This window comes from Tritonibacter litoralis, assembly GCF_009496005.1.
Taxonomy (GTDB): Bacteria; Pseudomonadota; Alphaproteobacteria; order Rhodobacterales; family Rhodobacteraceae; genus Epibacterium; species Epibacterium litoralis.
The window spans coordinates 197,609-222,066 of record NZ_WIBF01000005.1; the positions used below are offsets into that span (position 1 = coordinate 197,609).

Annotated in this window: 26 protein-coding genes and 1 tRNA gene; 17 read left to right on the top strand and 10 right to left on the bottom strand. The window is 57.7% G+C overall.

Going from position 1 to position 24,458, the window contains the following annotated elements; genetic code table 11:
* The first annotated feature begins 10 nt into the window (after positions 1–10).
* From rpoD to ribD, 7 genes are all read left to right on the top strand, one after another.
* A complete protein-coding gene (rpoD, locus tag GFB49_RS10595) occupies positions 11–1,996 on the top strand; it encodes an RNA polymerase sigma factor RpoD (protein WP_153215834.1) in 1,986 nt (661 codons plus the stop codon).
* Between the two features lie 57 nt (positions 1,997–2,053).
* On the top strand, positions 2,054–2,533 hold the full coding sequence (locus GFB49_RS10600; RefSeq protein WP_153215835.1) for a hypothetical protein: 480 nt from the start codon (positions 2,054–2,056) through the stop codon (positions 2,531–2,533).
* A 294-nt stretch (positions 2,534–2,827) separates the two neighbouring features.
* Positions 2,828–3,130, top strand: coding sequence for a hypothetical protein (locus GFB49_RS10605; RefSeq protein WP_153215836.1), 303 nt, complete (start codon positions 2,828–2,830; stop codon positions 3,128–3,130).
* Between the two features lie 263 nt (positions 3,131–3,393).
* The gene (locus GFB49_RS10610; RefSeq protein WP_153215837.1) at positions 3,394–3,831 is read left to right on the top strand and encodes a hypothetical protein; all 438 of its coding nucleotides are present in this window, start codon (positions 3,394–3,396) and stop codon (positions 3,829–3,831) included.
* Between the two features lie 79 nt (positions 3,832–3,910).
* On the top strand, positions 3,911–4,327 hold the full coding sequence (locus GFB49_RS10615; protein ID WP_343032545.1) for a secondary thiamine-phosphate synthase enzyme YjbQ: 417 nt from the start codon (positions 3,911–3,913) through the stop codon (positions 4,325–4,327).
* A 136-nt stretch (positions 4,328–4,463) separates the two neighbouring features.
* Positions 4,464–4,934, top strand: a complete 471-nt coding sequence (gene nrdR / locus GFB49_RS10620) for a transcriptional regulator NrdR (RefSeq protein WP_153215838.1) — start codon at positions 4,464–4,466, stop codon at positions 4,932–4,934.
* Positions 4,935–4,961: 27 nt separating this feature from the next.
* Positions 4,962–6,068 carry a bifunctional diaminohydroxyphosphoribosylaminopyrimidine deaminase/5-amino-6-(5-phosphoribosylamino)uracil reductase RibD gene (gene ribD / locus GFB49_RS10625; protein WP_343032540.1) on the top strand — a complete coding sequence of 369 codons (1,107 nt, stop codon included), beginning with the start codon at positions 4,962–4,964 and terminating at the stop codon, positions 6,066–6,068.
* 1 nt (position 6,069) lies between these two features.
* Here ribD and GFB49_RS10630 read toward each other — a convergent pair whose 3' ends face one another.
* The 3 genes from GFB49_RS10630 to GFB49_RS10640 all read right to left on the bottom strand — a co-directional run bounded on the left by GFB49_RS10630 (position 6,070) and on the right by GFB49_RS10640 (position 10,630).
* Positions 6,070–8,103 carry a capsular polysaccharide biosynthesis protein gene (locus GFB49_RS10630; RefSeq protein ID WP_153215839.1) on the bottom strand — a complete coding sequence of 678 codons (2,034 nt, stop codon included), beginning with the start codon at positions 8,101–8,103 and terminating at the stop codon, positions 6,070–6,072.
* Positions 8,104–8,107: 4 nt separating this feature from the next.
* A complete protein-coding gene (locus GFB49_RS10635) occupies positions 8,108–9,244 on the bottom strand; it encodes a polysaccharide biosynthesis/export family protein (RefSeq protein WP_343032541.1) in 1,137 nt (378 codons plus the stop codon).
* A gap of 90 nt (positions 9,245–9,334) precedes the next feature.
* Complete coding sequence (locus tag GFB49_RS10640) at positions 9,335–10,630, bottom strand: capsule biosynthesis protein (RefSeq protein WP_153215840.1); 1,296 nt, start codon at positions 10,628–10,630, stop codon at positions 9,335–9,337.
* Between the two features lie 189 nt (positions 10,631–10,819).
* On the opposite strand from GFB49_RS10640, the gene GFB49_RS10645 reads away from it, so the two are divergent.
* From GFB49_RS10645 to nusB, 7 genes are all read left to right on the top strand, one after another.
* Positions 10,820–11,977 (top strand): winged helix-turn-helix domain-containing protein, encoded by a 1,158-nt coding sequence (locus GFB49_RS10645; RefSeq protein ID WP_153215841.1) that lies wholly within the window; start codon positions 10,820–10,822, stop codon positions 11,975–11,977.
* A gap of 105 nt (positions 11,978–12,082) precedes the next feature.
* The gene (locus GFB49_RS10650) at positions 12,083–12,670 is read left to right on the top strand and encodes a riboflavin synthase (protein ID WP_153215842.1); all 588 of its coding nucleotides are present in this window, start codon (positions 12,083–12,085) and stop codon (positions 12,668–12,670) included.
* Positions 12,671–12,705: 35 nt separating this feature from the next.
* Positions 12,706–13,242 (top strand): hypothetical protein, encoded by a 537-nt coding sequence (locus GFB49_RS10655; RefSeq protein ID WP_153215843.1) that lies wholly within the window; start codon positions 12,706–12,708, stop codon positions 13,240–13,242.
* A 128-nt stretch (positions 13,243–13,370) separates the two neighbouring features.
* A complete protein-coding gene (locus GFB49_RS10660; protein WP_153215844.1) occupies positions 13,371–13,727 on the top strand; it encodes a cupin domain-containing protein in 357 nt (118 codons plus the stop codon).
* 210 nt (positions 13,728–13,937) lie between these two features.
* Positions 13,938–15,059, top strand: a complete 1,122-nt coding sequence (gene ribB, locus GFB49_RS10665; RefSeq protein WP_153215845.1) for a 3,4-dihydroxy-2-butanone-4-phosphate synthase — start codon at positions 13,938–13,940, stop codon at positions 15,057–15,059.
* 1 nt (position 15,060) lies between these two features.
* Positions 15,061–15,612, top strand: a complete 552-nt coding sequence (locus tag GFB49_RS10670; RefSeq protein WP_153215846.1) for a 6,7-dimethyl-8-ribityllumazine synthase — start codon at positions 15,061–15,063, stop codon at positions 15,610–15,612.
* Positions 15,609–16,106 carry a transcription antitermination factor NusB gene (nusB, locus tag GFB49_RS10675; protein WP_153215847.1) on the top strand — a complete coding sequence of 166 codons (498 nt, stop codon included), beginning with the start codon at positions 15,609–15,611 and terminating at the stop codon, positions 16,104–16,106. Before GFB49_RS10670 ends, nusB begins: the two co-directional genes overlap by 4 nt.
* A 161-nt stretch (positions 16,107–16,267) precedes the next feature.
* Here nusB and GFB49_RS10680 read toward each other — a convergent pair whose 3' ends face one another.
* Positions 16,268–17,380, bottom strand: coding sequence for a TauD/TfdA family dioxygenase (locus GFB49_RS10680; protein ID WP_153215848.1), 1,113 nt, complete (start codon positions 17,378–17,380; stop codon positions 16,268–16,270).
* Positions 17,381–17,624: 244 nt separating this feature from the next.
* Here GFB49_RS10680 and GFB49_RS21015 point away from each other — a divergent pair, with 244 nt between their 5' ends.
* A complete protein-coding gene (locus GFB49_RS21015) occupies positions 17,625–17,855 on the top strand; it encodes a hypothetical protein (RefSeq protein WP_194269313.1) in 231 nt (76 codons plus the stop codon).
* A gap of 152 nt (positions 17,856–18,007) precedes the next feature.
* Here the strand turns inward: GFB49_RS21015 and GFB49_RS10690 are convergent, their stop codons facing one another.
* From GFB49_RS10690 to GFB49_RS10705, 4 genes are all read right to left on the bottom strand, one after another.
* Positions 18,008–18,832: a hypothetical protein gene (locus tag GFB49_RS10690; RefSeq protein ID WP_153215850.1), complete on the bottom strand. Its 825-nt coding sequence runs from the start codon at positions 18,830–18,832 to the stop codon at positions 18,008–18,010.
* A 323-nt stretch (positions 18,833–19,155) separates the two neighbouring features.
* On the bottom strand, positions 19,156–20,841 hold the full coding sequence (locus GFB49_RS10695; RefSeq protein ID WP_246149674.1) for a sensor domain-containing diguanylate cyclase: 1,686 nt from the start codon (positions 20,839–20,841) through the stop codon (positions 19,156–19,158).
* Between the two features lie 502 nt (positions 20,842–21,343).
* The gene (locus GFB49_RS10700) at positions 21,344–22,216 is read right to left on the bottom strand and encodes an SRPBCC family protein (RefSeq protein WP_194269314.1); all 873 of its coding nucleotides are present in this window, start codon (positions 22,214–22,216) and stop codon (positions 21,344–21,346) included.
* Complete coding sequence (locus GFB49_RS10705) at positions 22,209–22,547, bottom strand: ArsR/SmtB family transcription factor (RefSeq protein ID WP_153215852.1); 339 nt, start codon at positions 22,545–22,547, stop codon at positions 22,209–22,211. Before GFB49_RS10705 ends, GFB49_RS10700 begins: the two co-directional genes overlap by 8 nt.
* 243 nt (positions 22,548–22,790) lie before the next feature.
* Here GFB49_RS10705 and GFB49_RS10710 point away from each other — a divergent pair, with 243 nt between their 5' ends.
* Entirely contained in the window at positions 22,791–23,279 is a 489-nt protein-coding gene (locus GFB49_RS10710) for an MmcB family DNA repair protein (protein ID WP_153215853.1), read from the top strand.
* Between the two features lie 9 nt (positions 23,280–23,288).
* Here GFB49_RS10710 and GFB49_RS10715 read toward each other — a convergent pair whose 3' ends face one another.
* On the bottom strand, positions 23,289–23,477 hold the full coding sequence (locus GFB49_RS10715) for a DUF6324 family protein (RefSeq protein ID WP_153215854.1): 189 nt from the start codon (positions 23,475–23,477) through the stop codon (positions 23,289–23,291).
* A 204-nt stretch (positions 23,478–23,681) separates the two neighbouring features.
* On the opposite strand from GFB49_RS10715, the gene GFB49_RS10720 reads away from it, so the two are divergent.
* A tRNA-His gene (locus GFB49_RS10720) sits at positions 23,682–23,758 on the top strand.
* A 171-nt stretch (positions 23,759–23,929) separates the two neighbouring features.
* On the opposite strand, the gene GFB49_RS10725 is transcribed toward GFB49_RS10720, so the two are convergent.
* On the bottom strand, positions 23,930–24,310 hold the full coding sequence (locus tag GFB49_RS10725) for a hypothetical protein (RefSeq protein WP_194269315.1): 381 nt from the start codon (positions 24,308–24,310) through the stop codon (positions 23,930–23,932).
* Positions 24,311–24,458: the final 148 nt, after the last annotated feature.

The window sequence follows — 24,458 nt, forward strand, 5'->3', positions numbered from 1 at the left end:
GGAGCATTGAATGGCCGCCAAAGACACTGACGACCGCAAACCTGATGACCAGGACGCCGAAATCTCGCTTGATATGAGCCAGACCCAGGTCAAGAAGATGATCGCGGAGGCCCGTGAGAAGGGCTACATCACCTACGATCAGCTCAATCAGGTTCTGCCTCCCGATCAGGTCAGCTCGGAGCAGATCGAAGACGTGATGTCGATGCTGTCTGAAATGGGCATCAATATCATCGAGGACGAAGAAGCCGAGGAGGAGGAGAACAAAGGCTCCACCGAACTGGTTGCAACAGAATCCAATCGCGAAGTTGCCGTTGCCGGTGCTGCGGCTGAAAAGCTGGACCGGACCGATGATCCGGTGCGTATGTACCTGCGCGAGATGGGCTCGGTTGAGCTTCTCAGCCGTGAAGGCGAGATCGCGATTGCGAAACGGATCGAAGCCGGCCGCAATACGATGATCGCAGGCCTGTGTGAAAGCCCGCTGACGTTCCAGGCGATCACCATCTGGCATGACGAACTGTTGTCCGAGGACATTCTGCTGCGCGACGTCATCGATCTGGAGGCCACCTTTGGCAATCAGTTGGATGAAGACGGCAGCGTAGAAGAGCCGGTGATTGATACATCCAAGGTCGAGACCAAGCCGAAAGGCGAGGCGCAGCCAGAGCTGGACGCAGATGGCAATCCGATCCTGAACAATGACGACGATGACGAGGATGATGATCAGGCGAATATGTCGCTTGCAGCGATGGAAGCCGCGCTCAAGGATCGTGTGCTGGAGTCGCTGGAACGCATCTCATCCGACTATGCGCAGCTTTCGGAAATGCAGGACAGCCGAATTTCCGCGACCCTGAACGAAGACGGCTCGTTTTCGCAGGCGGATGAAGCCACCTATCAAGCGCTGCGTTCGGAAATCGTACTGCTGGTGAACGAGCTTCACCTGCACAATAACCGTATCGAAGCGCTGATCGACCAGCTTTATGGCATCAACCGTCGTGTGATGTCCATCGACAGTTCTATGGTGAAACTGGCCGACCAGGCTCGGATCAACCGTCGTGAATTTGTCGAAGCCTACCGTGGCCGCGAACTGGATCCGAACTGGCTGTCAGATATGGCGCAAAAGCCGGGGCGTGGTTGGCAGATGTTCATCGAGCGCTCCGCTGATAAGGTGGAAGATTTGCGCGCTGATATGGCCCAGGTTGGTCAATACGTCGGTCTGGACATCTCGGAATTCCGCCGCATCGTCCAGCAGGTTCAAAAGGGTGAAAAAGAAGCCCGGCAGGCCAAGAAAGAAATGGTCGAAGCCAACCTGCGCCTGGTGATCTCGATTGCGAAGAAATACACCAACCGCGGTTTGCAGTTCCTCGACCTTATTCAGGAAGGCAACATCGGTCTGATGAAGGCGGTGGACAAATTTGAATACCGCCGGGGGTACAAGTTCTCCACCTATGCGACCTGGTGGATCCGTCAGGCCATCACCCGCTCGATTGCGGATCAGGCCCGTACGATCCGGATCCCGGTCCATATGATCGAGACCATTAACAAGCTGGTCCGCACCGGCCGTCAGATGCTGCATGAAATCGGCCGCGAGCCGACGCCGGAAGAACTGGCGGAAAAGCTGCAGATGCCGCTGGAAAAGGTCCGCAAGGTGATGAAAATCGCCAAAGAGCCAATCTCTCTGGAAACCCCAATCGGGGACGAGGAAGACAGCCAGCTGGGCGATTTCATCGAGGACAAGAATGCTGTGCTGCCCTTGGACAGCGCCATTCAGGAAAACCTCAAGGAAACCACGACCCGGGTCCTGGCGTCCCTTACCCCGCGTGAAGAACGGGTCCTGCGGATGCGTTTTGGCATCGGCATGAACACCGACCACACATTGGAAGAAGTTGGCCAGCAGTTTAGCGTGACCCGCGAACGGATCCGCCAGATCGAGGCGAAGGCCCTGCGCAAGCTGAAACACCCCAGCCGAAGCCGCAAATTGCGCAGCTTCCTGGATCAGTAATTCCGAGGTACAAGAAAAAGGCGCTCTTTGGGGCGCCTTTTTCTTTTGGAGTTTTTCATGCGTCTATTTACTTTGGGCCTTTGCTTCGTCGCGTCTACCGCAACCGCCTGTCCAGATGGCAGTGAAACCTTGGTGTCTTGCGCCCTTGAAGGGGGGCGCAAATACTTGCAAACCTGTTTGGTCGGCGATCAGGCCACCTATAGTTTCGGACGCACCGGGCGTACCCCGGATCTGCAGCTGAGCCGACATGTAACTGATGTCTTCCTCTATCCTTGGCCGGCTGCAAGCCGCACCATTTGGGAGAGCGTGACCTTCGAAAATGCAGGGGTGTCTTACCGGGTTTACTATGCACAAGAACGTGATCCCCGAACACCTGAAGTTTCTGGTGGCGTCTACGTAGAGCGGGGCGAGGATGTCTTGGCGGAGCTCACCTGCGATCCGGGAAGTGTTGAAACTGCAGGCTATCCTTTGCCGCTTTTTGACGCCAAAGAGGCCGCCGGTCAGATTTTCGACCGCAACAGTTATACCTGGGAGTAAGGCGCGCCAAAACACCTGTGGTCCAGTACGCTTTTACGGCGATTTATACAGCGGATTGAGCCAAAAGCTGTGGCGTCGTGTCGACTGAACTGTGCGCATAGCGCGCATCGCATACTCAATTTGTTAAAATTGATTGCGAATTCGTAAAATTTTACGCCCAAGGATGCAGCACCTGACCCAAGGGATATATATGCTTGAACCAAAGACACAGGGGACTCGTATTGCCGGTTTCAGCCCCTATGTTACCTTGTTCACACATTAACGTTTTATAAACAGTTCACGGGAGACCGCACTATGGCTTACACCAACGTAAACGAAGCTTTGGGCGCGCTGGATCGCAAGATTGAGGTCTTGAACAATCTTGTAGTGGCAAATGATTTTCTTGTGGCTTGCATGCGCGAAGAAGGTGAACGGTTGCAGATTATGGGCGGCGATGAAACGCGGAATATGCTGCGCCAGCGTGCCCGTCGCAAATTTCACCAAGACAGTGGCGAAGCACCGAACCCTGCGGTTCTTTCCATTCTGGAACAGGCTTTGGGCAATGGTCACACCGCCGAAGTGATCCCCTTCCCAGGCTCGGCTGCACGCGTCGGATGAGGATGATCCTGAAATAACGCGGTTGCGGGCTAGAACGGTTCGAAACAGCGGCGATGACACCGTATCAACGTGTCAGACGGGGGATCGCCCCGTTTTTTTATGAGTACCGCATAACGAAAGACTGCTGTAACAGGCATCCACAGCGATGTGATCGTGGTTTATTCGTAATGTGTCTGCAGATACCTAGATCAACGGATATCAGCGCGTCTCCGGCACATAACTGCCGTCGTGCATCTGTTTCGCAGTTTTACAAGGAAGGGTCTATGATGTCTGTTCGCTTCAAACCGCTTTTGACGGCTTTGCTCGCCACGCTTATTGCGGTGCCACTTCATGCGGAGGATCGGGTGTTTAAGGCTCGCAACCACATGACCGTGGCCGAGCTGGACAACGGGCTGATTGAGGTCGGCGGTTTTATACGCAATTCGGGTCTGGAAGACTACTGGTGCGCGGTTGGAGATTATCTGTACCGGGCCAAGCGTCTGCCTTGGGAGCAGAAAATCTACGTCGCGCGTGGGTTGGGCCCCGGGCAGGTCACTGCACATCGCGACGCGGTTCTGTTCACGCTGGATCCGGCTGCAGCTGGTATCAAACCGTTGGACAAGTCATTCCGTGTTGTGGGAACCCTGACGGTTGGTCGGTCAAAACAGGTCAATTCCGCTTTTTACAGCTGCCGTCAGTTCCCCCTTCGCGATCGCGATTGATCCGCCACATCATTTGACGCCTCTGTCGTGGGACCGCATAGTCCCGGGGCAGGTTCCGACACAAAAGGCAGGTCCCGTGATACAAAAGGAATTCACCGTACAGACCCACGGGCAGGGCACCTATGAGGTGACGCGGCCCGTTTGTGACTGGGTCGCGCAAACCGGAAAAGACGCGGGGCTTTTAACTCTCTTTGTGCGCCATACTTCGTGCTCGCTTTTGATCCAGGAGAACGCTGACGCCGAGGTCCAATCAGACCTTCTGGCATTCTTTTCGCGCTTGGTGCCGCCATCCAATGATCCGTCGATGTCTTATCTGCGCCATACCTATGAGGGCCCCGATGACATGCCCGCTCATATCAAGGCGGCGATCCTGCCTGTCAGCCTGACCATTCCGGTTATGCAGGGGCAGCCAGTGCTGGGAACCTGGCAGGGGATTTTCCTGTTTGAACACAGAAACGCCCCACATGGGCGTCGGATCGTTGCGCATCTGGCCTGAACACAGGTGCGCATCCCCCTAAGTCTAGAGAGTTCATTTCTCCTCTACCCAAATCCTAGCGGCTCCCCTATAGTTGTGGATAACTAGGCTATATACAGCACAAATTTTCCATCAGGGACGTGGAGGAGACAGGCCGATGCGCTGCCCGTTTTGCGGAAATGTTGACACACAGGTGAAGGATTCTCGCCCGGCAGAAGATCACGTCGCCATCCGCAGGCGCCGGTTCTGCCCCTCATGTGGCGGACGCTTCACAACCTACGAACGCGTTCAACTCCGGGATCTGGTGGTGGTGAAAACCAACGGCCGCCGCGAAGATTTCGACCGGGACAAGCTGGAACGGTCCATTCGTATCTCTATGCAGAAACGTCCGGTGGATCCCGAACGGATCGATCAGATGATTTCCGGCATCGTGCGGCGTCTGGAAAGCATGGGCGACACGGATATCCCGTCCAAGAAAATCGGCGAGATTGTGATGGAAACGCTCGCACGCATTGACACGGTTGCCTATGTACGCTTTGCAAGCGTTTATAAGAATTTCCAGGCTGCCGATGACTTCGAAGATTTCGTACATGAGCTGCGGCCGGATGTGCCACCGGAAGTGACCTGATCTTCCCCCAACTTTGGGATCTCTGGCGTGAGCGAGACTGACAAACGGTTTATGGCTATGGCTCTGTCTCTGGGCCGTCGCGGAATGGGCAATTGCTGGCCAAATCCTGCGGTAGGCTCGGTGATTGTCAAGGACGGGCGCGTCATCGGGCGCGGCTGGACGCAACCGGGCGGGCGCCCCCATTCCGAACCCGTGGCCTTGGCGCAGGCAGGCGCGGGGGCGCGTGGGTCAACCGTTTATGTGACGCTAGAGCCCTGTTCTCATTATGGCAAAACACCCCCCTGTTCGCTTGCCTTGATCGAGGCGGGCGTGGCCCGTGTGGTGGCCGCCATCGAAGACAGCGATCCGCGCGTCTCGGGGCAGGGGTTTCAGATGCTGCGGGATGCAGGCATCGAGGTCACAACCGGCGTTCTGGCGGAACAGGCGGCGCGCGATCATGCAGGCTTCTTCCGTCGCACAGAACAGGGGCGTCCCTGGGTCACCCTTAAAATGGCCAGTTCTTTTGACGGGCGTATTGCCACCGGCTCCGGCCAAAGCAAATGGATCACCGGCCCCGAAGCGCGCCGCATGGTGCACGCCATGCGCATGCGCCATGACGCGGTGATGGTGGGGGCGGGCACGGCCCGCGCCGATGACCCGTCGCTGACTGTGCGCGACATGGGTTCCAAACAACAGCCTGTGCGCGTGGTGATTTCCCGCCACCTCGATCTGCCGCTGATGGGTCAGCTGGCCCGCACTGCCAAGGACATCCCGGTGTGGCTCTGCCATGGTACAGGGGCCGGGGCGGAACGTATTCAGGCTTGGGAAGGTCTGGGGGCCAAACTTTTGCCTTGTGCGGTGCACGGCGTGCAGCTGGATCCCAATGACATCCTGCGTCAGCTGGGACAGGCGGGCTTGAACCGGGTCTTCTGCGAAGGGGGCTCGGCCCTGGCGGCCTCGCTGTTGGCGTTTGATCTGGTGGATGAGCTGATCGGCTTTACGGCGGGCATTGGTATTGGGGCCGAGGGGCTGCCCTCCATCGGCGCGCTCGGGCTTGGTCGCTTGGAAGAAGCGCCGCGGTTTGTGCTGGAAGAGGCCCGCCCTGTGGGGGCTGACATCCTCCACCGCTGGGTGCGTCGTCAGGAAAAAATGTGACTTAGCGCCGCCAAAGCGCGGCGTATGAGGCAAAGGCCCCCTGCAGTTTCGCCAGGCTCCGGTTGGCAAAGCCGGGATGTGGAATGTCGCCAGTTGCCAGCCGGTCCACCACCACTTCGACAGGGCAGGGCAGGCCGGTCTTGGGGTCAAAATAACGCGGATAGTCAATCAGCGCCGCATGGGCGAGGCCCAACAGTTTCGGGCGTGCTTTGCGCAAGCTCGGCACCGTCCCCAAATCGCGCGTCAGCCCCCAGCCCGCATAAAAAGGCGCGCCCAGCGTGGTCACTTTGACACCCCGCAACAAGGCCTCAAATCCCAGAAGCGAGGTCATGGTCCAAACTTCCTGCACCTCATCCAGCAGCGCCATGGGATCGGCCCCATGGGCGACTACATCGACCAGATCCCCGGGTACGGTGATCTGACCAGACCGCAGGCCTGCCTCCACATCGGGGTGGGGCTTATAGATGATCACCGCCTTGGGATTGCCCGCCCGCACCCGGCGCAACAGGTCCAGATTGGTGGCAATCCGTCCGGTGCCTTTCAGGATCGAGGCATCGTCTTCCACCTGTCCCGGCACCAGAATACGGTGGCCTTCGGGCAGGTCCGGCACCCCGCCGCCCAGATTGTATTTCGAAAGGCTGCTACGCACCAAACGCATCACCAAAGCTTCGGCGCGGCGTTCTTCTTCTGGGGTCATCACCTCTCGTGCGGCGATCAGATCCTGCAGGTCAGAGCCCTGGGTCGGGTCATAATATATCCCCTGCCGGTCCAGCACCAAGGACAAGGGGGGCACCAGTTCAGCCCCCAGCCCGCGGGAGCGTAGGAAGCCATCCTCCACCCGCCAGGCGCCGGCATGGGCCTCGCCCGCTTTGCTGGCCCAAACCATCCAGTTCTTGCCGCTTGAGCGAGCCACCGCGGCGTTATCGGCAAACGCCATCGCCTTGTGGCGGCCAAAGAAACGCTGCAAAGGCGCACGTTTCCACAGACGCATCTCGGACGCGACCCACCCGGCCCGGTCCTGCCGCCAGGCGCGCACTTCAGCTTCAAGGATATCGATGGCACGATCGAGCTCGCACAGGCGGTCCTCAAACGGGTCATACCAAGTGGGGTACAGCATCATTGCCCCCACAAACAGCTGCGCGCGGGTCAGGCGGCGCTGACGGCGATCCAGCGGGAACTCATCCTGCGTCAGCCCCCAACCCGCGTAAAACGGCTGGCCAAAGACACGGGGTTTGTGCCCCGCCAGAATGGCCTCGAACCCCATTTGGGAAGACACCGTATAGACTGCAATCGCCCCATCAAGCAGCGCCCAGGGAGAGACCGCGCGGTCAAACAGCTCGATCCGGCCCTGCGCGTCTTTGGCGGTGAAGTAACCTGGACGAAAGCCCGCGCGGGTCTCCGGGTGGGTTTTGATGAGGATCCGCGCGCCTGGATGTTCCTGCTGGGCAAAGACCAGCATCTCGCGAAAGCGGGCCAGATCTGCCCCTTCGGCATCTGGAACCGAAGCGCGGACCGATGCATCGCCGCGCGTCTGATCCACCACCAGAACATAACCCGGATCGGGCACCTCAGCCTCGGGCACAAAGGCGTTGTATTTTGACAGGTGCAAATCACGCAATCGGTCAATCAGCCCGCGGGCGCGTCGCATCATATGGCTGTCATCCAGCGGTGCGGTTGACAGCAAGGTCTCCAGATCGCTCGGCGTTGAGGGGTCAAAATGCAGCCCCGCGCGATCTAACAGCAGGCCCAAGGGCGGGCTGCCCGCGCGTCCCGGCAGGACGGACCGCAAAAAGGCGTCCTCGACCCGCAGCAGATCAACATTGTTCTCCTGCGCGATTTTTAGACCGCGATGGGCGGTGGGGGAATTGCCCCAGATCCCAACCAGATCCCCGGTGTCCGGCAGACCCAGCGACAGTTCGTACCCTTTGAGCGCCAGAATGCGCCGCAGGCGCTTTTGTGTTAAAAACCCGCCGTTATATACAAAAAGCCGAGAGCCTGCGCCCCCGGCTTCTGTCCGGCCAATCCGCAGCCGCATATGGTTAGCCGCCGTCAAACGCGGAAGAGACGCTGGACAGCGACCCCACCGGCGTGACCAGCAGCGAAATGGTTTTGGTCCATTGGGCGTATGGCGCCTCGGTCACATAAAGCGTGTCCTGATCGCGGATCACAAAATCCCGCGCCATGAATAGCCCGTTTGGCTCTTCAAGGTTCAAGACATAGACCAGACGCTGCGCGCCCACCAGATCACTGCGTCCCAGAACCTGATTGGCAATCTCTGCCGGTTCATTTCGCAGGACAAAAACGCCGGTCGGGTCAGACGCGGTGGAGACCAGACCGCCGACCTGGGCGATGGCCTCCAGCGCCGACAGATCGCGGCTTTCAAAGGGGACGCGGGCCTGGGCATTGGTGGCCCCCAATGCGGTAAAGGTGCGGCTGTCGGCCTCGACCAGGATTTTGTCCCCGCCGCGCAGGGCGATATCCAGCTGCGGATGTTCAAACAGATCCTGCAGCCAGATGGTGCCGGACTGGTCGCCGCGGATCAGGGTGATCTGGGCGATCTCCGGCTCGATCGACACACCACCGGCCTGCGACAGCATGGTCGCCAATGTCCGGGTTGGGCGTTCAATCGGATAGACACCTTGGCCGTTTACAGCCCCGGTTAGCGAGACCGACGCACCATCACCCGCCAGTCGGCGCACCTGCACCTGCGGATCCGGCGTCTGGCCTTCCAACTCTTCGGTGATGGATTCACGCAGCTGTTCCGGCGTGTTGCCCGAGGCGCGCACGCGGCCAGCATAGGGCACAAAGATATAACCGGCACTGTCAACCTGGACTTCTTCCAGAGTGGTGAATTTGGTCGCCTCTGCCGCCAGAAGCCCGTCATCAACGTTTTCCCAGACCGTCAGGCCCAGCACATCGCCGGGGCGGATCACGTCGGAAGTCAGCCGTGCTGCGTTGGTGAAATGGCTAGAAAAGCCAAGCGCGGGCACAACCGCAGTGGCGCGGGTCACACGGTCATTGACCGAAACCACAAAGGCGTCACCTTCGCGTTGTACGGATCCCGCAAAAATTTGGCGTTTGTTCGGGCCGACTTTTGGCAGGCCACAAGAGGCCACAATGCCAACGGCGGCACACAGGGCGACACCCTTCGCCCATCCAATGGATACGGATTTCACTGCTCGGTCTCCTGACCTGAAATTGTAACTGCCTGCGTTTTTTCTTGTAGGCTACCCAATGAGCAGAGAAAAATCCAGTCCCGCAGGTGTTTACGTGTCCTGGACCAGCCGTAACTGTTGCCGGGGTGCCGCTGTCCCCTGTTTCAACGCCTCGTAAGGGTCGTCGGCCGCAAGGATCAGATCTACCACTTGGCGCAGCAACTGGCGTCGGCCAGAGCGGGAATAAAACCCGCCTGCGATCTGCGATGTCTCCAGCAGGAAGCGGCGGAAATCACGATAGGCGCGGGCATCCGGTCGGGCCGGGGTGGCAAAGAACTCGGCCAGGGGCTGTTGTGAGACAAATTCAGGTTTGTCATAGACGGCCTTGCCAAAGACCCGCAGCGGAATGCCGCGCCACAGAACCTGTTGACCAGCCGTGGAATTCACGGTGACCGCCGTGCGCGCCTCGTTCAAAAGACCCGCCAGTTTGCCGCCGCGCAGATAATGCACCCGATGCGCAATGCCATGCGTCCGTGCCAGCTGTCGCAGGATCCGGCGCAGCGGAACGCGGCCATCTTCGAGCGGGTGCGCCTTGATCACCAGGTGGTGATGGCCTGGCGCGCCTTTGGCAAACTCGGACACCACCAGCTCCAGAAAATCCGCCATCGAGGAGAAGGGCGAGTGTTTCTGAAACGAGCTGTCATGTTCCAGCTGCAACAGCGCCAGGTGATAGGGGAAACCACCGTTGCGCACCCGCCAAGTGGCGATGCGGCGATCCAAGGACTGTAGCGGCTGCAGCAAAAGGCGCTGCACATACAGTTGAAACTCTTTGGTGACCGTCAGATCGCGGTGGGGGCGGAAATTGCGATACCGTTGGTTCAGGAACATCACAAACCAATGATAAGCCGCGCCGTAGAACACATGCTGACGCATGTCTCCCCAATGGGACGGCGGCAGGGGCGCTTCCATGTCAGATCGCGCCAGCGCTTCTTGCATCTCAGGTAGGGTCAGATCCATCAGTGGGGAATGCCCATTTGCGCCGCCGCGCTCATAGCTGACCCAATAGGGGCGCAGATACCCTTCCTCAAACACATGGATCTGGACACCGCGCGCCTTGGCAATCTCAACCGCTTGGGCGTGAATGGGGCGGGTGTCGCCATAAAGGACGATATCGGTAATCTGATGCTGATCCAGCAGTCCCGCAAAGGTGTCCGGCCAGGCATCGATTGTTTGGGTAAAGGGGATGTAGCTTTTGCGATTGGGCCAGAACGCCTGATCGCCCGCGTTAAACCCCACCCGCCAGACGGTGCAGCCTGCATGCCCCAGCATCTTGGCCAGTCGGGCAAAGAACGGACCATGTGGCCCTTGCAGAAACAGGAAATGGCGCGAAGCGGGGGCGTGGGTCATAGCAGGGCAATCATATGTGGGGCGGTCTTTGATATTGGTTAACGCTTTTAAGTAAATTCTCAGTGCGGCGAAACTGTGACCTTTTTTCACCGGGGGCAGGGCTTGGGCCGTGGGCTGATAATATGGCTTGCATCGGCTCAGGCTTCCCGCCAGCTTTGCGGAAACAAACGGGGAACAAACGGGGCTGCTATGACGCAATTGAGGATCGACAATGCAACGGCGCGCGCTCTGTGGCTGACGTCCCATGGTCTGGCTTCTGCGCCCACGGGGCCGCTGGACACGATCGGGGTCATTCGCGATCTGGGCTTTGTGCAGCTGGACACCATTCAGGTGGTGTCACGGGCCCATCACCATATCCTGTGGAGCCGCAACCAGAATTACCGCGAGCATATGTTAGAGCCACTGCTGCGCGAAAAACGTCAGGTGTTTGAACATTATACCCATGATGCCTCGGTTCTGCCGATGGAATTTCTGCCCATGTGGCAACGTCAGTTCCGTCGCAAAAAAGCCGAGGTCGGCCGGTCAAACTGGTTTGGCAAACATCTTGACCCGGATCTGATCGCCCATGTCATCCAGCGCATCCGCAACGAGGGCGCGCTGTCGACCCATGATTTTGAGACCAAGGTCAAAGGTGAAAAACAAATGTGGTCGCGCCCGCCGCATAAAATGGTGCTGGACTATCTTTGGTATGCGGGTGAGCTGGCGACCTCACATCGCGAGGGTTTTACAAAATTCTATGATCTGGCTGACCGCGTCTTTCCCCAGGATCAACCAGAGATGAACGATCAGGCGCAGATCACCGCGCTGTGCCAGAGTGCGCTGGCCCGGCTCGGCTTTGGCACATTGGGAGAGATTCGCAAATTCTGGGAGGCCTGTGACGTGGCTGAGGTCAAAGCCTGGGCGCAAACAGCCGATCTGGTCGCGGCTGAGGTGCAGGGCGCCGATGGCAGTTGGAGCGCAACCTGGGCCACCCCAGACATCGAAACCCGTATTGCCGGGTTGAAGCAACCCACATCGCGGCTGCGCATTTTGAACCCATTTGATCCGGCAATACGGGACCGTGTGCGGCTCGCTCGGCTGTTCGGCTTTGACTACACCGTGGAAATGTTTGTCCCCGCCGCCAAGCGCCAATGGGGCTATTATGTCTTTCCGCTGTTGGAAGGCAGCCGTTTTGTAGGGCGGATCGAGGCCAAAGGTGACCGCAAACGCGGGACGCTGACATTGACCAACTTTTGGACCGAAAGCGATCGGCTGCGCACCGACAAGCGCAAGGTGAAACTGGAGGCTGAGCTGCAGCGGCTTGCCAAATTGGCGGGGCTGGAACAAGTGGTCTGGGCGGCGGTGTGACTTTGCGCAAATCTGGGTGCGTTGACCCCCTTGCCGCCTGATCGTCAAGGCATTACCTCTGAGAGTAACACCACAGGAGCCGCGCGGCACAGGAGATTATTTCAGATGTTTACAGGCATTATCACCGATGTAGGGGTCATCACCGAGCTGGAACAAGCCGGGGACCTGCGCGCGCGGATCCAGACGTCTTATGACACCGCTGGCATCGACATGGGGGCGTCGATTGCCTCAAACGGGGTCTGCCTGACTGTGGTCGCGCTAGGTGAAGATTGGTATGATGTCCAGATCTCAGCCGAAAGCGTGGGCAAGACTAATATCGGTGACTGGCAGGTGGGCAGCCGTTTGAATCTGGAGCGTGCCTTGAAGGTCGGTGACGAGCTGGGCGGCCATATCGTGTCGGGTCATGTTGATGGCGTGGCGGAGATTGTGGCGATGCAGGACGAGGGCGACAGCACCCGCGTCACCCTGCGCGCGCCTGAAGCACTGGCAAAGTTTATCGCGCCCAAAGGCTCTGTGGCGCTGAACGGCACCTCGCTCACAGTGAACGAAGTGGAGGGCTGCGACTTTGGCATCAACTTTATCCCGCATACCAAGGAGGTCACGATCTGGGGCGACGCCAAAGTCGGTGATCGCATCAATCTAGAGATCGACACATTGGCGCGATACGTCGCACGCCTGGGTGAGTTCAAGTGAGCCGGGCGGGCATCGGCCACAATCAAGGGCCATCCATGGACGGGGGCCACCGCTGGCGCACTCATCAATGGCGCTCCGCCCAACGGCAGCTGATGCGCAAGACCATCCCGCTGATGGTGGTCAAGATGCGGATGAAACGTGCCGCTGAACTGGGCATGGATTACAAGACCTATGCCAGTATTCGCCAGGCCTCGGGGCAGGATATTCTGGCGCTGATGTTTTCGTCCAACGCGCTCAGGATTATCGGGCAGGGGGCCAAGATGCCCGATGCCGAGACCCGCGCGTTGGATGCCGTGCGCGCGGCGCAGAAATTGACCCTAGTCCATGCGCCAAACACGCCGGACGGGGTTCTGTCGGCCAATCCGGTGCTGGATGCAGCAGATGTGGCGCCTAAGTTCAACGAGAGCTGGAGTGCCATGCGAGACCGTGTGTCGGGGCTGATCCAATCGCAGAAATTGCCGGGCAATACGGTTCTGGTGATCGGCGATGCGCCAATGGAGCGCGATTGGAGCACCGCTGGGCGCGCGGCAGGCTATCTGCCTGCATCAGAGTACTTCCGCGCCGGAGCCTGAAAAAGGGCAAGGTGCTCCCGCGCCTTGGCCCGGCATCACAGATGCCCGGCCAGAAGCCTTGGGCGTGGCAGATCGCTGTCGCGATCTGCGGTTGCGATGGACACAGTTAGGTTTTTGGGAGATTTCAGATGAAAACGATCAACCTCGTCGACAAGTTGGCGCAATTTTCCAGTCATTGGGATCCGCATGTGGTGGCGGACTATAACAACAACGACGTGATGGTGGTGAAATTTCAGGGTGAATATCCGTTTCACCAACATGCGGACACCGACGATTTCTTTCTGGTTCTCGAAGGGGAAATGGAAATGGATATCGAAGGCGAGCCACCGCGCGTTGTAAAGGCAGGAGAGATGTTTGTTGTTCCCAAAGGTGTTGTGCATCGCCCCCGCGCGCCAAAAGAGGTGAAGGTTCTGCTGATCGAACCAAAAGGGGAGCCGAATTCAGGTGACAGCGATCGCCAGCCGGCGCCCAAACCACGAATTTGAATGCTGCGCCACGGCTCAAAATCGCCGGAACTCTTTGACACATAAAATCTTCAACAATTTTGGCTATGGGCGCTGTAAACAACGGTGGCCGCAGCGTGTTGGCTTTGCGACTTGGGGTGGTAAATGCCTGTGGGGTGGTCTATCCCTTTTGTCAGCAGAAGGCCCCCGCCGATGCGCGTCCGGGTCCCCCCAAAACATAGAGACTGCGCCATGAGTTATGCAACGCCCGGCCCAATTGAGGCAAAGTTGAAAGACGCTATCAGCCCGATTGAAGAGATCATTGAAGCCGCCCGCAATGGTGAGATGTATATCCTTGTCGACCACGAGGACCGTGAGAACGAAGGCGACCTGATTATCGCAGGCGAATTCGCGGATGCGGATGCGATCAACTTTATGGCGACCCACGGACGTGGGCTGATCTGCCTTCCGATGACCGCAGAACGCATTGATGCTCTGGGATTGCCATTGATGGCGGTCAACAATTCCTCGCGCCATGAAACCGCCTTTACTGTCTCGATCGAGGCTCGCGAAGGCGTTTCCACCGGGATTTCGGCCGCGGATCGTGCGTTGACCGTGGCTACGGCAATCAATGAACAAAACACAATGGCGACCCTGGCGACGCCGGGTCATGTCTTTCCGCTGCGGGCAAAAACAGGTGGGGTTCTGGTGCGCGCAGGCCATACAGAGGCCGCCGTAGATGTGTCCCGCCTGGCCGGTTTGAACCCCTCGGCGGTGATTTGCGAGATCATGAACGACGATGGCACCATGGCGCGCCTGCCGGAAATGGTCGATTTTGCGGCCAAGCACAATATGAAGATCGGCACCATTTCCGACCTTATCGCCTATCGCTCGCGCAATGATAATCTGGTGGTGGAAACCAGTCGCTCAATCGTGACGTCCGAAATCGGCGGTGACTGGGAAATGCGACTGTTTACCGACCAGATCCACGGCATCGAACATGTGGTGCTGATCAAGGGTGACATCACCACTCCGGACCCGGTTCTGGTGCGCACTCATGCGCTGCACGAAGCATCCGACCTGTTGGGACTGGGGCCCAAACCGGCGGGCGAATTACAAACTGCAATGCAGAAAATCGCTGACGAAGGCCGTGGCGTCGTGTGCCTGTTCCGTGCGCCCCACAACGCGCTTTATGCCGCCGATGAAGATGGGCCTCGTATCATTAAGGAAACCGGAATGGGGGCACAAATCCTGTCGGGTCTTGGTCTGAAAGAGCTCATTTTGCTCACGGATTCGCCCAAAACAACCTATCTTGGTCTGGACGCTTTTGATCTGACTATCGTGGGTAATCGCCCGATTATGAAGGACGCCTGATATGGCCGGACATGAACAACATTATATTCTGCCGCGCGCCGAATTCGACAAGCCGGTGAAGATCGCCATTGTGGTGTCGCCTTACTACAAGGATATCGCCGACAATCTGGTTGCGGGCGCTGCAGCTGAGATTGAGGCCGTTGGAGGCACATTCGAAGTGATCGAGATGCCGGGCGCGCTGGAAATCCCGACCGCTATTGCAATTACCGATAGGCGGTCGAACTTTGACGGCTATGTCGCCTTGGGCTGTGTGATCCGGGGGGAGACCACCCATTATGAGACCGTCTGTAATGACAGCTCCCGTGCGATCCAGCTTTTGGGTCTGCAGGGGCTGTGCATCGGCAATGGGATCCTCACGGTGGAAAATCGCACCCAGGCTGAGGTGCGCGCGAACCCGGCGGATCAGAATAAAGGTGGTGGCGCGGCTGCTGCGGCCTTGCATCTCATTGCACTCACGCGTAAGTGGGGCGCCCAGACCAAGGGTGTCGGCTTCAAGGCGCCCTCAGAGGCCATCAAGCTGGCCGGCGCAGATAATGGATCCACAACCGCATGACCGATCAGAACTCCACCGGCGAGACCGCCAAGCCCAAGAAGGCTGACAAACACCAGATGCGCTCGGCTGCACGGCTTTATGCGGTGCAGGCGTTGTTTCAGATGGAGCAGAGCGATCAGAGCTTTGACAAGGTGATTGTGGAGTTCGAAGACCACCGTTTTGGTGCGGTCTATGAAGGTGATGAGTTGGCCGAAGGTGATACCAAACTGTTTCGCGCGCTGGTCAAGGATGCTGTGAACAATCAGGCCAAAGTCGACCAGATGACAGACCGTGCCTTGGTGGCAAAATGGCCAATCGACCGGATCGACCCTACCTTACGCGCCCTGTTCCGGGCTGCGGGTGCCGAGCTGGTGGTGGGCAAGACCCCGCCCAAAGTGGTGATTGTGGAATTTGTCGACATTGCGCGCGCCTTCTTCCCTGAAGGCAAGGAACCCAAATTTGTTAACGCCGTCCTGGACCATATGGCCCGTGAGGCGCGCCCCGAAGCGTTCTGATCCAGCAGGGACAGCACAAAACAGAGACGCGCCCAACCGGGCGCGTTTTTTTGTGCGTTGCTCCAGGGAATGCCGACAAAAACAACGGCGCACCTGAGGATTAGATGCGCCGTCGGATCAATGCTCATTCTCAGGCTCTGAAACACCTGAATCCTGTTGGCTTAGGCCTGTGCAGCAACAACGCGCAGACGGCTGTCCAGCTCGCCGCGGTCCACATAGCAGCCATGCAAGTGACGGAAACCGGTGGACGGGTCGAAAGATTCGCGACCGTGTAGAACGCGGCGGTTGTCAAAGACCACCATTTCGCCGCCCGACAGACGCAGCGCGATACCGTATTTCGGTGCGCGCAGCATGCCCATGAATTTGCGGTATGCGCGGTAATAGGCAGGCATCTGTTCTGGATTCAGGTCCAGGATATCGGCCAGGTGTGCATTAAAGCAGATCTCGGAAACGTCTCCGTCGCTGTCCAGGGTGATTACCGCCTTGCGGCTGCGGATGTCGGTCACCTTGTCGTGGAAACGGAACGGAATGGTGATCGAGGTCAGCAGTTCAAACGCTTCGGCATCTTCCTTGCGCAGATCTTCGGCTGCGGCGGCACCGTCACAGAAGGTCGAACCACCCCCTTGCGCTTCGTTGGCCATGCAGTGCAGGAATTGGAAGCCCGGCGGCAGCTCTTGGTTGGTTAGGTCGGTGTGCAGCGGTAGCGCAACCGACGTATAGGCCAGGTTGTTCGGATCCGGCTTGGACATCACCTCAAAGGTCAGGCCAAAGTTGGTTTCGCGCAGGTGGCCGACACGACGTGCCACATCCATGCCCGCATCGGTGTTGTCGGCCAGGCCAGTGACAATCGCCAGACCATAACGTTTGCAATCCGCCATCCACTCAGACAAGGCCGCGTCCGAGGACATGATGCCCGCCGCGTCATGGCGCGGTACACCTTCGCCGCCCAATTCGCTGCGCCACAGAACCGGTTCAACAACAGCCGGGTCCGCGCGGCGCTGACCGGGACGATGCGCTTTGATCCACTCCAGGTCAAAGGCGCTTGGCTCTTGGGCGCCGGGCCATGTGACCATCAGCTTGCCGGGAGCCAGCTCAACATGGGTGGGGGCGATGTCCAGCTCAACGCTGGTCAATTCAAACACGCGCTCGCCGGTTTGCGGGTGGAAGCCGGACGGATCAGTGTCGCGCAGCCAGATGAAAGGGAATTGGCCGATGGTGCCGTCAGGCCAAGACAGTTCGAGGCTCTCGGCCCCAGTGGTGAGAGTCGGTTGCATAGCAATCTCCGGAAAAAGAATGGTTGTTTAGGATGTACGAAGTATTCCGCCCAAAGGGGGCGGCCACCATTCCTGATTCTTTGTATGTGGGTGGCCCGGGGACCGACCTAACACAGTGATCATTGCTTTGTTTCGCCGTTAAACCTTAGGGCAACATGCGCCTTTTTCCGAGCCTGTCAATTGGAATGCATAGGTATACGGACATCCGGGGCATGTTGGCGGTCACGTTTCAAAGAGTGTGCAAATGACGCAGGCGCTTTTTACGAAAAAAACTGAACAGGCCTCTGGACGTTGCGAACCCGCATGCTACCCTCTTGGAATGCAAATGGAGGATACCATGGTCGAGCAGCTTAAACGCGACCTTCAAACCGCAATCATGCACATCTTTGAAGGCCTTGGCCTTGTGCAGCGCGCCCGCGTTCAGGTCCGCCGTGACCAATCTGCGCAGCATCGCCAGATTCGCTCGCGCCGCTAAGGCGAACGGCCCCGCATCCACGCAGGGCAGATTGATCAAAAAACAGTCAAATCTGGGCGCTTTGTTGCGGAATTCGCAACAAATGGCCAGCTCATAGTATCCGTAGAAAGCCCGACATTTTTGATGTCACCGGGTTTGTGCTGCTCGGATATCTAGTCGCGCACCCGCAACCAGATGGCTGTGGCATCATCACTGGTTTTGAACCGCGGGAAACGCGTGCAGGCCGCGTCTGCTGTTTCGATCTCGCGGATCTCCTCGGCCAATTGCGCCAGGCCTTTGACACGCAGTGCTGCCATGAGCCCTGCGGCATCATAGGCGGCATAGTCGCTGACCAACGCTGAAAACCCGTCACTCATCACCAGCACCTCATCACCTGGACGCACCAAGCGCTTTTTGATCTGCGTAATACGGGCAGAGGCATCGGCGTCTGGGCTCAGCGCTGTGTGGTTCGGGCGCATGCGCTGCTGGCGACGATCCTCCAGCACAGCCCCTTCCAGCACTGGCGCGCCGCTGGTTCCGATCCCAAGTGCTGCGGCGTCCGCAACCTCAACCGAGGTATTAGGCGCGGCTGTTGCCCAGTCTACGCCGTCTTGATGCGCCAGAAGTACGGGGCAATCCGCAGCCCAGGCCGCCTCCAGCTGGTCTTGCACCAATTGCACCACAGCAAAGGCGGCTTTGGGCAATTCCCAGGCCGCCACAACCGGGCGCTGGCGCTCGGCCTCAAAGCGGTCGGCAACAAAGTCAAACATCGCATGGCATGTGGCGTTCACGTCAGCGCCTGTTACCGTGGAAAAGCCAAGACTGGCGGCAGTGGATAACCAGGCCGCTCCCCCTTGGCTGCCCAGCAGACCCGGTTCACCCAGATCTGTGGCCCCATCCACCACCCAGGCCCGCTGTGCGCTGGACCCAACCCGGTCGTCATTGGGCGTATCGATTTTACCGTTCAGGCTGATGGACTGCAGGGTTTCAAAATACATTCAAAGGCCTCTGGATCTCGCAAAAGGTGTTCTTTTACCGCGCTCATATGACGGCGAAATGACATCCCAAAGGTGGAGAATGCGGCGGGACCACCAGTCAACCGTGCTGCTTTGATTCCCGAGGACCTGTATATACAGGTGGGCGCCAGGTAATCAGGCCACGACCCGAACAGAGCCAGCTCCCTCGGATTTGCTTAAGGCCACCGGAATGCTGCGTTTCACAAGAAGGGCAGAACCCGCCTGACCGCTATCTAAGACGTTGGGGCGAAGGAGGCAAGGGTGACGGGAGGATAAGGTTTTGCGCGTCCAAGCCTGCCGGACCCTCAACCGGTTTGCTTTTGCGGTTCTGTGTCGCTCGGCGATGGCAAGGCCCAATCGTTTTGCGTGTTTTGAATGTCGTCCATCTGCGGTTCGGAATGCGCGTTCTGCACATCATCTGCCAGAACCACCCGATTTCGACCCAGCGCTTTGGCCTGATACAGCGCCTCATCCGCGGCGCGCAGCAGGAATTGCGGCAATGTCCCATTGGCCGGGTAGCTGGCCACCCCAATAGAAATGGTGATCCGTGGCAGGGTCTTCTCGCCATAGCGGACTTTGATGTTTTCCACTTTGCGCCGCAGCGTTTCAGCGCGAGCCATGCCATTTTGCACATCACAATCTGGCAGAATGACTGTGAACTCTTCGCCACCGGGACGGCAGGCTACTTCATCGCCATCACAATCCTGTTCCATCGTGGATCCAACCGCACGCAGCACCATATCACCGGCATCATGGCCATGGGTGTCGTTGAACTTTTTGAAATGGTCCACATCGATGGCCACCACCGTAAAGGCTGCGCCGCTGCGTTCGCTGTCGTTGATCAGTTTGCGCAGGCTGTCGGTCATATGGCGGCGGTTAAACAGACCGGTCAACGGATCGCGCACCGATTGGTCATGCAGCTCGTCCCGCATCCGCACATTCGCAATCGCCATGGAAATCTGTTCCGCACACATCTGTGCAAGGCCGCGATCTGCAAAAAACGTCTCAGCACAATCTGTTTTGGAATGCAGATGCAACAGGCCTACAGTTTCGCCGTGGGCCAAAAGCGGAAAGCAAAAGTAGGGATTGTCGTTTTTGGGATCAACATGACCACATTTGAAATTGATCTCATTGGCACCGTATTCATAGGTGCGCCCGCGCCGCAGCCCCCAGCATTCGTCTGGGTGAATATGCTCCTTGTGAGTGCCGCCGTTCCAACTGGCCCAACCATCCAAGACATCGCGAGAATTGGAATAGACGTAAACGCTCCCTTCCGCTTTGGGAAGAATATGCGTCAGGAAGCGCCCAACCATGTCAAACAACTCCTCTAACGAGCGGCTTGATTGCAGCCATTCGTTCAGCTCACCAAGCAGCTTCACATCGCGCGCCAGTCGCAGCTGTTCGCTCAACAATGTTTTTTCGGTGTCCGACTGCTGCATCAACGCCAGGTATCTGCTGCGATTGGTTCGGTACAGAATGGTTGAGATGACCCCAACAGTGATCAGGGCTATGGCTGTCAGCGCCGATAGTAACACCCGCACCCGTTTCAGAAAACTGTCGCGCAGGTCAGTGATGTCCGTGAAGAACTCAATTGCGCCAATGACTTGGCCATTGGAGATGATCGGTTCAAACACATTCGCCACCTCGTGGGTGGATACATCCTGACGCAGGGCATGCAGTGCAAGCCCGTCTATGTCTGATGCGGGCTTTTGCTCGCGATTATAGGATACCTGACCTTTGGCAAGCTCCTCCGCAGGGTAATGCGCGGGGGCCGCTGCTCCGATATCTTCAGGGCGGGTCGACCAAATAATGCGACCATCTGCATCATAAAGGTTAAAGCGATAGATATTGGACGCCTCAGGCAACAGGCTGAGGTATTTAATATCTTCTTCCCCTAGGATTTGATCCATAAAAGTGCGGTCAGGATCCTGAAGATGCAGGATGACCCGACGATGCCAAAGTTCGGATTGTTTGCGCGTGTCCGTCTCCATCAACCGTTCCACAATTGGAACCGATATCCGAAACACGACGAAAGCTGATGTAACAGCAGCTGACAATACGACGATTGAGAACAAGGAAATTTTAAAGAAATTGCGCATGGCGAGGCCATCTTTCAGAAGACTGATCGCGGTCACAATCGCAGGAAAGGTTAAGGAGGTGGTAAAGATAGGCAGGTCGGAATAAGTGATTTCCTGTACAATCCTATTAAAGTCAGAGTCGCTTACCAATTTCGTTTCTGTTCTTGGCCTCCACCGTTTATTGGAGTGCTGCCTGCGCGTCGGCGCATCAATCGCGCCCACTCAATTCAGTTTATCCCTGTGTTGTTCACTCCGGCTCATAGGAGACTACAAAGGATCTCTTGAGCTGCACCGAGAGCTATTATTTTGGCGACCCGTTCGGGTTTGCACGGGGAACCCGGTAGTATTCCGTTCAAGAAAAGGCCAAAATTCGCCGCACCCTGATCTGGGGCGCGGCAAAAAAGGTTGCAAATGTTCAGTGCGTTTGTGGCGATGGTGCCTGCCCGGAGAGATGCGCACGTAGGCTGTTTTCAAAGTACTGTTGCCAGCCCCTTGTGCAGACATCTTGGCAGGCCAGACCTGCATTCAACCCTTCATGTGTCAGCGTCACACGACTGCCTGTACCCAGTGGAGCAATCTGCCACAGCAGGCGTGTTCCCTTCCACTCCGAGGTGTCCTCCACGTTTTCGATGATCATATTCGCATCCCGGCAAGTCCACGTCATCGCCATCTGCGTGTCGCCATCTTCCATATCGAAATCAACATGGCTTCGGTTGAACCGGATCACAGCGCCGCCTGTGCGCGGCTCGATCCGATCACTCCACCACAGATGCATTTCATCCCGGATCGCTTTCCGTGCAACGTCCGGCGCGGCAGGCACAACAATGGTTGCACAATAATCGCCAGTGGCCTCTGCGCGGGTCTGTTCCTGCAGGTTCAATGTGAAGCCATGCCATCCGTGATCAAGCGCCAAAACCAGCCCGAAGCCTTCGCCAGACGTTGGCAGACCCGAATGCACTAGGCTTAGACGCGTGCCACCGGGGGCTGCTTCTAACTTCCATTCCACCGTTGTCATATGCCCATCCAGCGCGCCGACGGTAAAACTCCACCGCATATAGTCGGGCGCGCGCATTTTCTCGACTTTGCCCCAGCACATGCGGTCTCCGTCCAGGCCATTCAACAGGGTATATTCCTGCCCTTCGACTAAGTCTTGCTGGGCGGGGTGAAACCACTGTCCCAGCTTGTCTGCGCGGGTCAGGAATTCCCAGACTTTGGGCTTTTCAACCGCCAGGAAAACGGTTTTGTGTACAGTTGTTTCAAATGCGGTTTCTGACGCAGTCTCAGTCATCATCATTCTCCGTTTCAATAGCAGTTTTGAGCTGTTCCAGCTTGTCGTCCCAGAACTGATCAAAGGTCCCCAACCAGTCAAAAACCGGTTTCAGGCCATTGGCGTTTAGTGCGCTCAATGTCTCTCGCCCTTGGCGGCGCATATGGATCAATCCACCTTCTTCCAGAATATCCAAATGCTTGCGTACGGCAGCGCGCGTCATCGAAAATTCGGCGGTCACCTCACGCAGGGACATTTCCCGCTGACCCAATGTGTTTAGGATTTGGCGCCGCGTCGGATCGGCCAAGGCGCGAAAGGCTGGTTGCAAAGAGATCTGTGTCGCGCCTCTCATAGCGATACCAGTGACCAGTCAGGCGCGCAGCGGTGGTGTGTTGGGATCAGGGCGGGCGTAACTGATGTTTGGGCCAACAGAGGTGGCCGCAGGCTGGCGATTGGGCCGGCAGGTGTCGGCGATGTGATCAATGTCTTCATGCTGAACTCCAAATGGATACCTATTGGTATCTTAAATAATGATACCCTTTGGTATCCTGTCAAGGGGCTTGTACTTTGTTCCCTAATTGTTCACATTGCCGCCATGGTAGATGCAGCAGATTCATCGCAAGAACTCCAACCCGGACAACGCCTTGCCCGCGGGGTCATGCGGCATTTACGTTCGCATGGGTTTGCATCAGTGGATGAATTTGTACCTACCCGGGGCCTTCGGGTGGATGTCTTGGCGCTGGGCCCCAAGGGGGAAATCTGGGTGGTGGAATGCAAGTCCAGCCGCGCAGACTTCACCTCGGACCAAAAGTGGCAGGGCTACCTGGAGTGGTGTGATCGCTATTTCTGGGCGGTGGACATGGACTTCCCGACCGAGCTTTTGCCCGAGGGGACCGGTTTGATCATCGCCGACGACTACGACGGGGAGATCATCCGCATGGGCCCGGAGGCCAAGCTGGCGGCCGCGCGGCGCAAGAAGATGACCCACAAATTCGCCATGGACGTGGCCCGTCGGTTGCACAGTTTCCGCGACCCACGGCCGGGGCTGGGCGGTGCATTGCTGGGATCAGAAGACACCGAATAAAAGGGCGGTTTACTTTGCCAGCGCGCGGGCGGCCTGGGCAGCAGCCAGAATCTCTTCCGCGATCTCTTCCGCTTCTTCGGGATCAAAATCCATCGGGATCTCAACGCCATCTGCCTCGATAAACAGGCGGATCATGCCTTCGTCGGTGGGGCCGATCTGCAGATTGGCTTCGATATCGCGTTCGGTATTGATGCCCATGATGGCCTCCACTGGGATGGGTGAAACGAGGAAATCTGCTACCCTGTGGCGCGCAAATTTGCAAGCATCCCGTCCCACGACAATTGTTGCAGATCGCAGGGCAGGGGGAGAACTCGAAATATGAAAGTTTTTCGTCGTTCCAGATAAAAGTTTGATTTCCCCCTCTTGCGCTCCTCCAAAACGTGCTATAAATCGCCCCGCAGTGCCGCCTTAGCTCAGTTGGTTAGAGCGCCTGATTGTGGATCAGGAGGTCCCCCGTTCGAGCCGGGGAGGTGGTACCACTCCCATTATTTATAAATCTGTGCGTGTCAAGATGGCGGCAAGGATATTTGGCGCTGATCCCGACGCAAGCCAATTGCATGCGTTTGGTAAGTGTATCGCATGATACGAAAAATGCCCGCCGCAATACATGAGACGGGCACATGCGGTTTCAGATTTTGAACCGCCGAACTCTATTCAGTTGCTGTGCTGGTGGTTGTTGTACTGCCATCGCTTCCCCCCACGACAACACCCAAAACAACTGCTGCTGCAATTGCGCCGCCAACCGGGCCGGCCGTCAATGTTGTGCCGCCCAACGGGTTGGCCCGCGCTGTTTCTGCTGCTGCAGTATTGGTTGCGGCGCGTTGGGGAACATTCTGCCGACACGTCACTTCGATGGAGCCGTTTGGTAAATAAACCGCCGACACCGGTGTGCCGCTGCCACAAGCCAAGCGCACCCGCGCCTCTGCCAGCGCGGCCTCAACTGCTTGGGCCTGTGCTGAAATCGGCAGCACGATTATGGCCGTGCTTATGGCGAGCTTGCGCGCAGAAATGCTTATCTTCTCGAAAATCATTGGACTGTATACCTTATAACGCTGCGGCCACATGCTAGTTCAGTGATACCATATGGAGCAAGCCCGTAACGCTTTGTTGTATTCTTGGTGAAACCGGTCGCGACAAACGATAAGGCGTATGTTTATCCAGATTGCTATGCTACTTCTG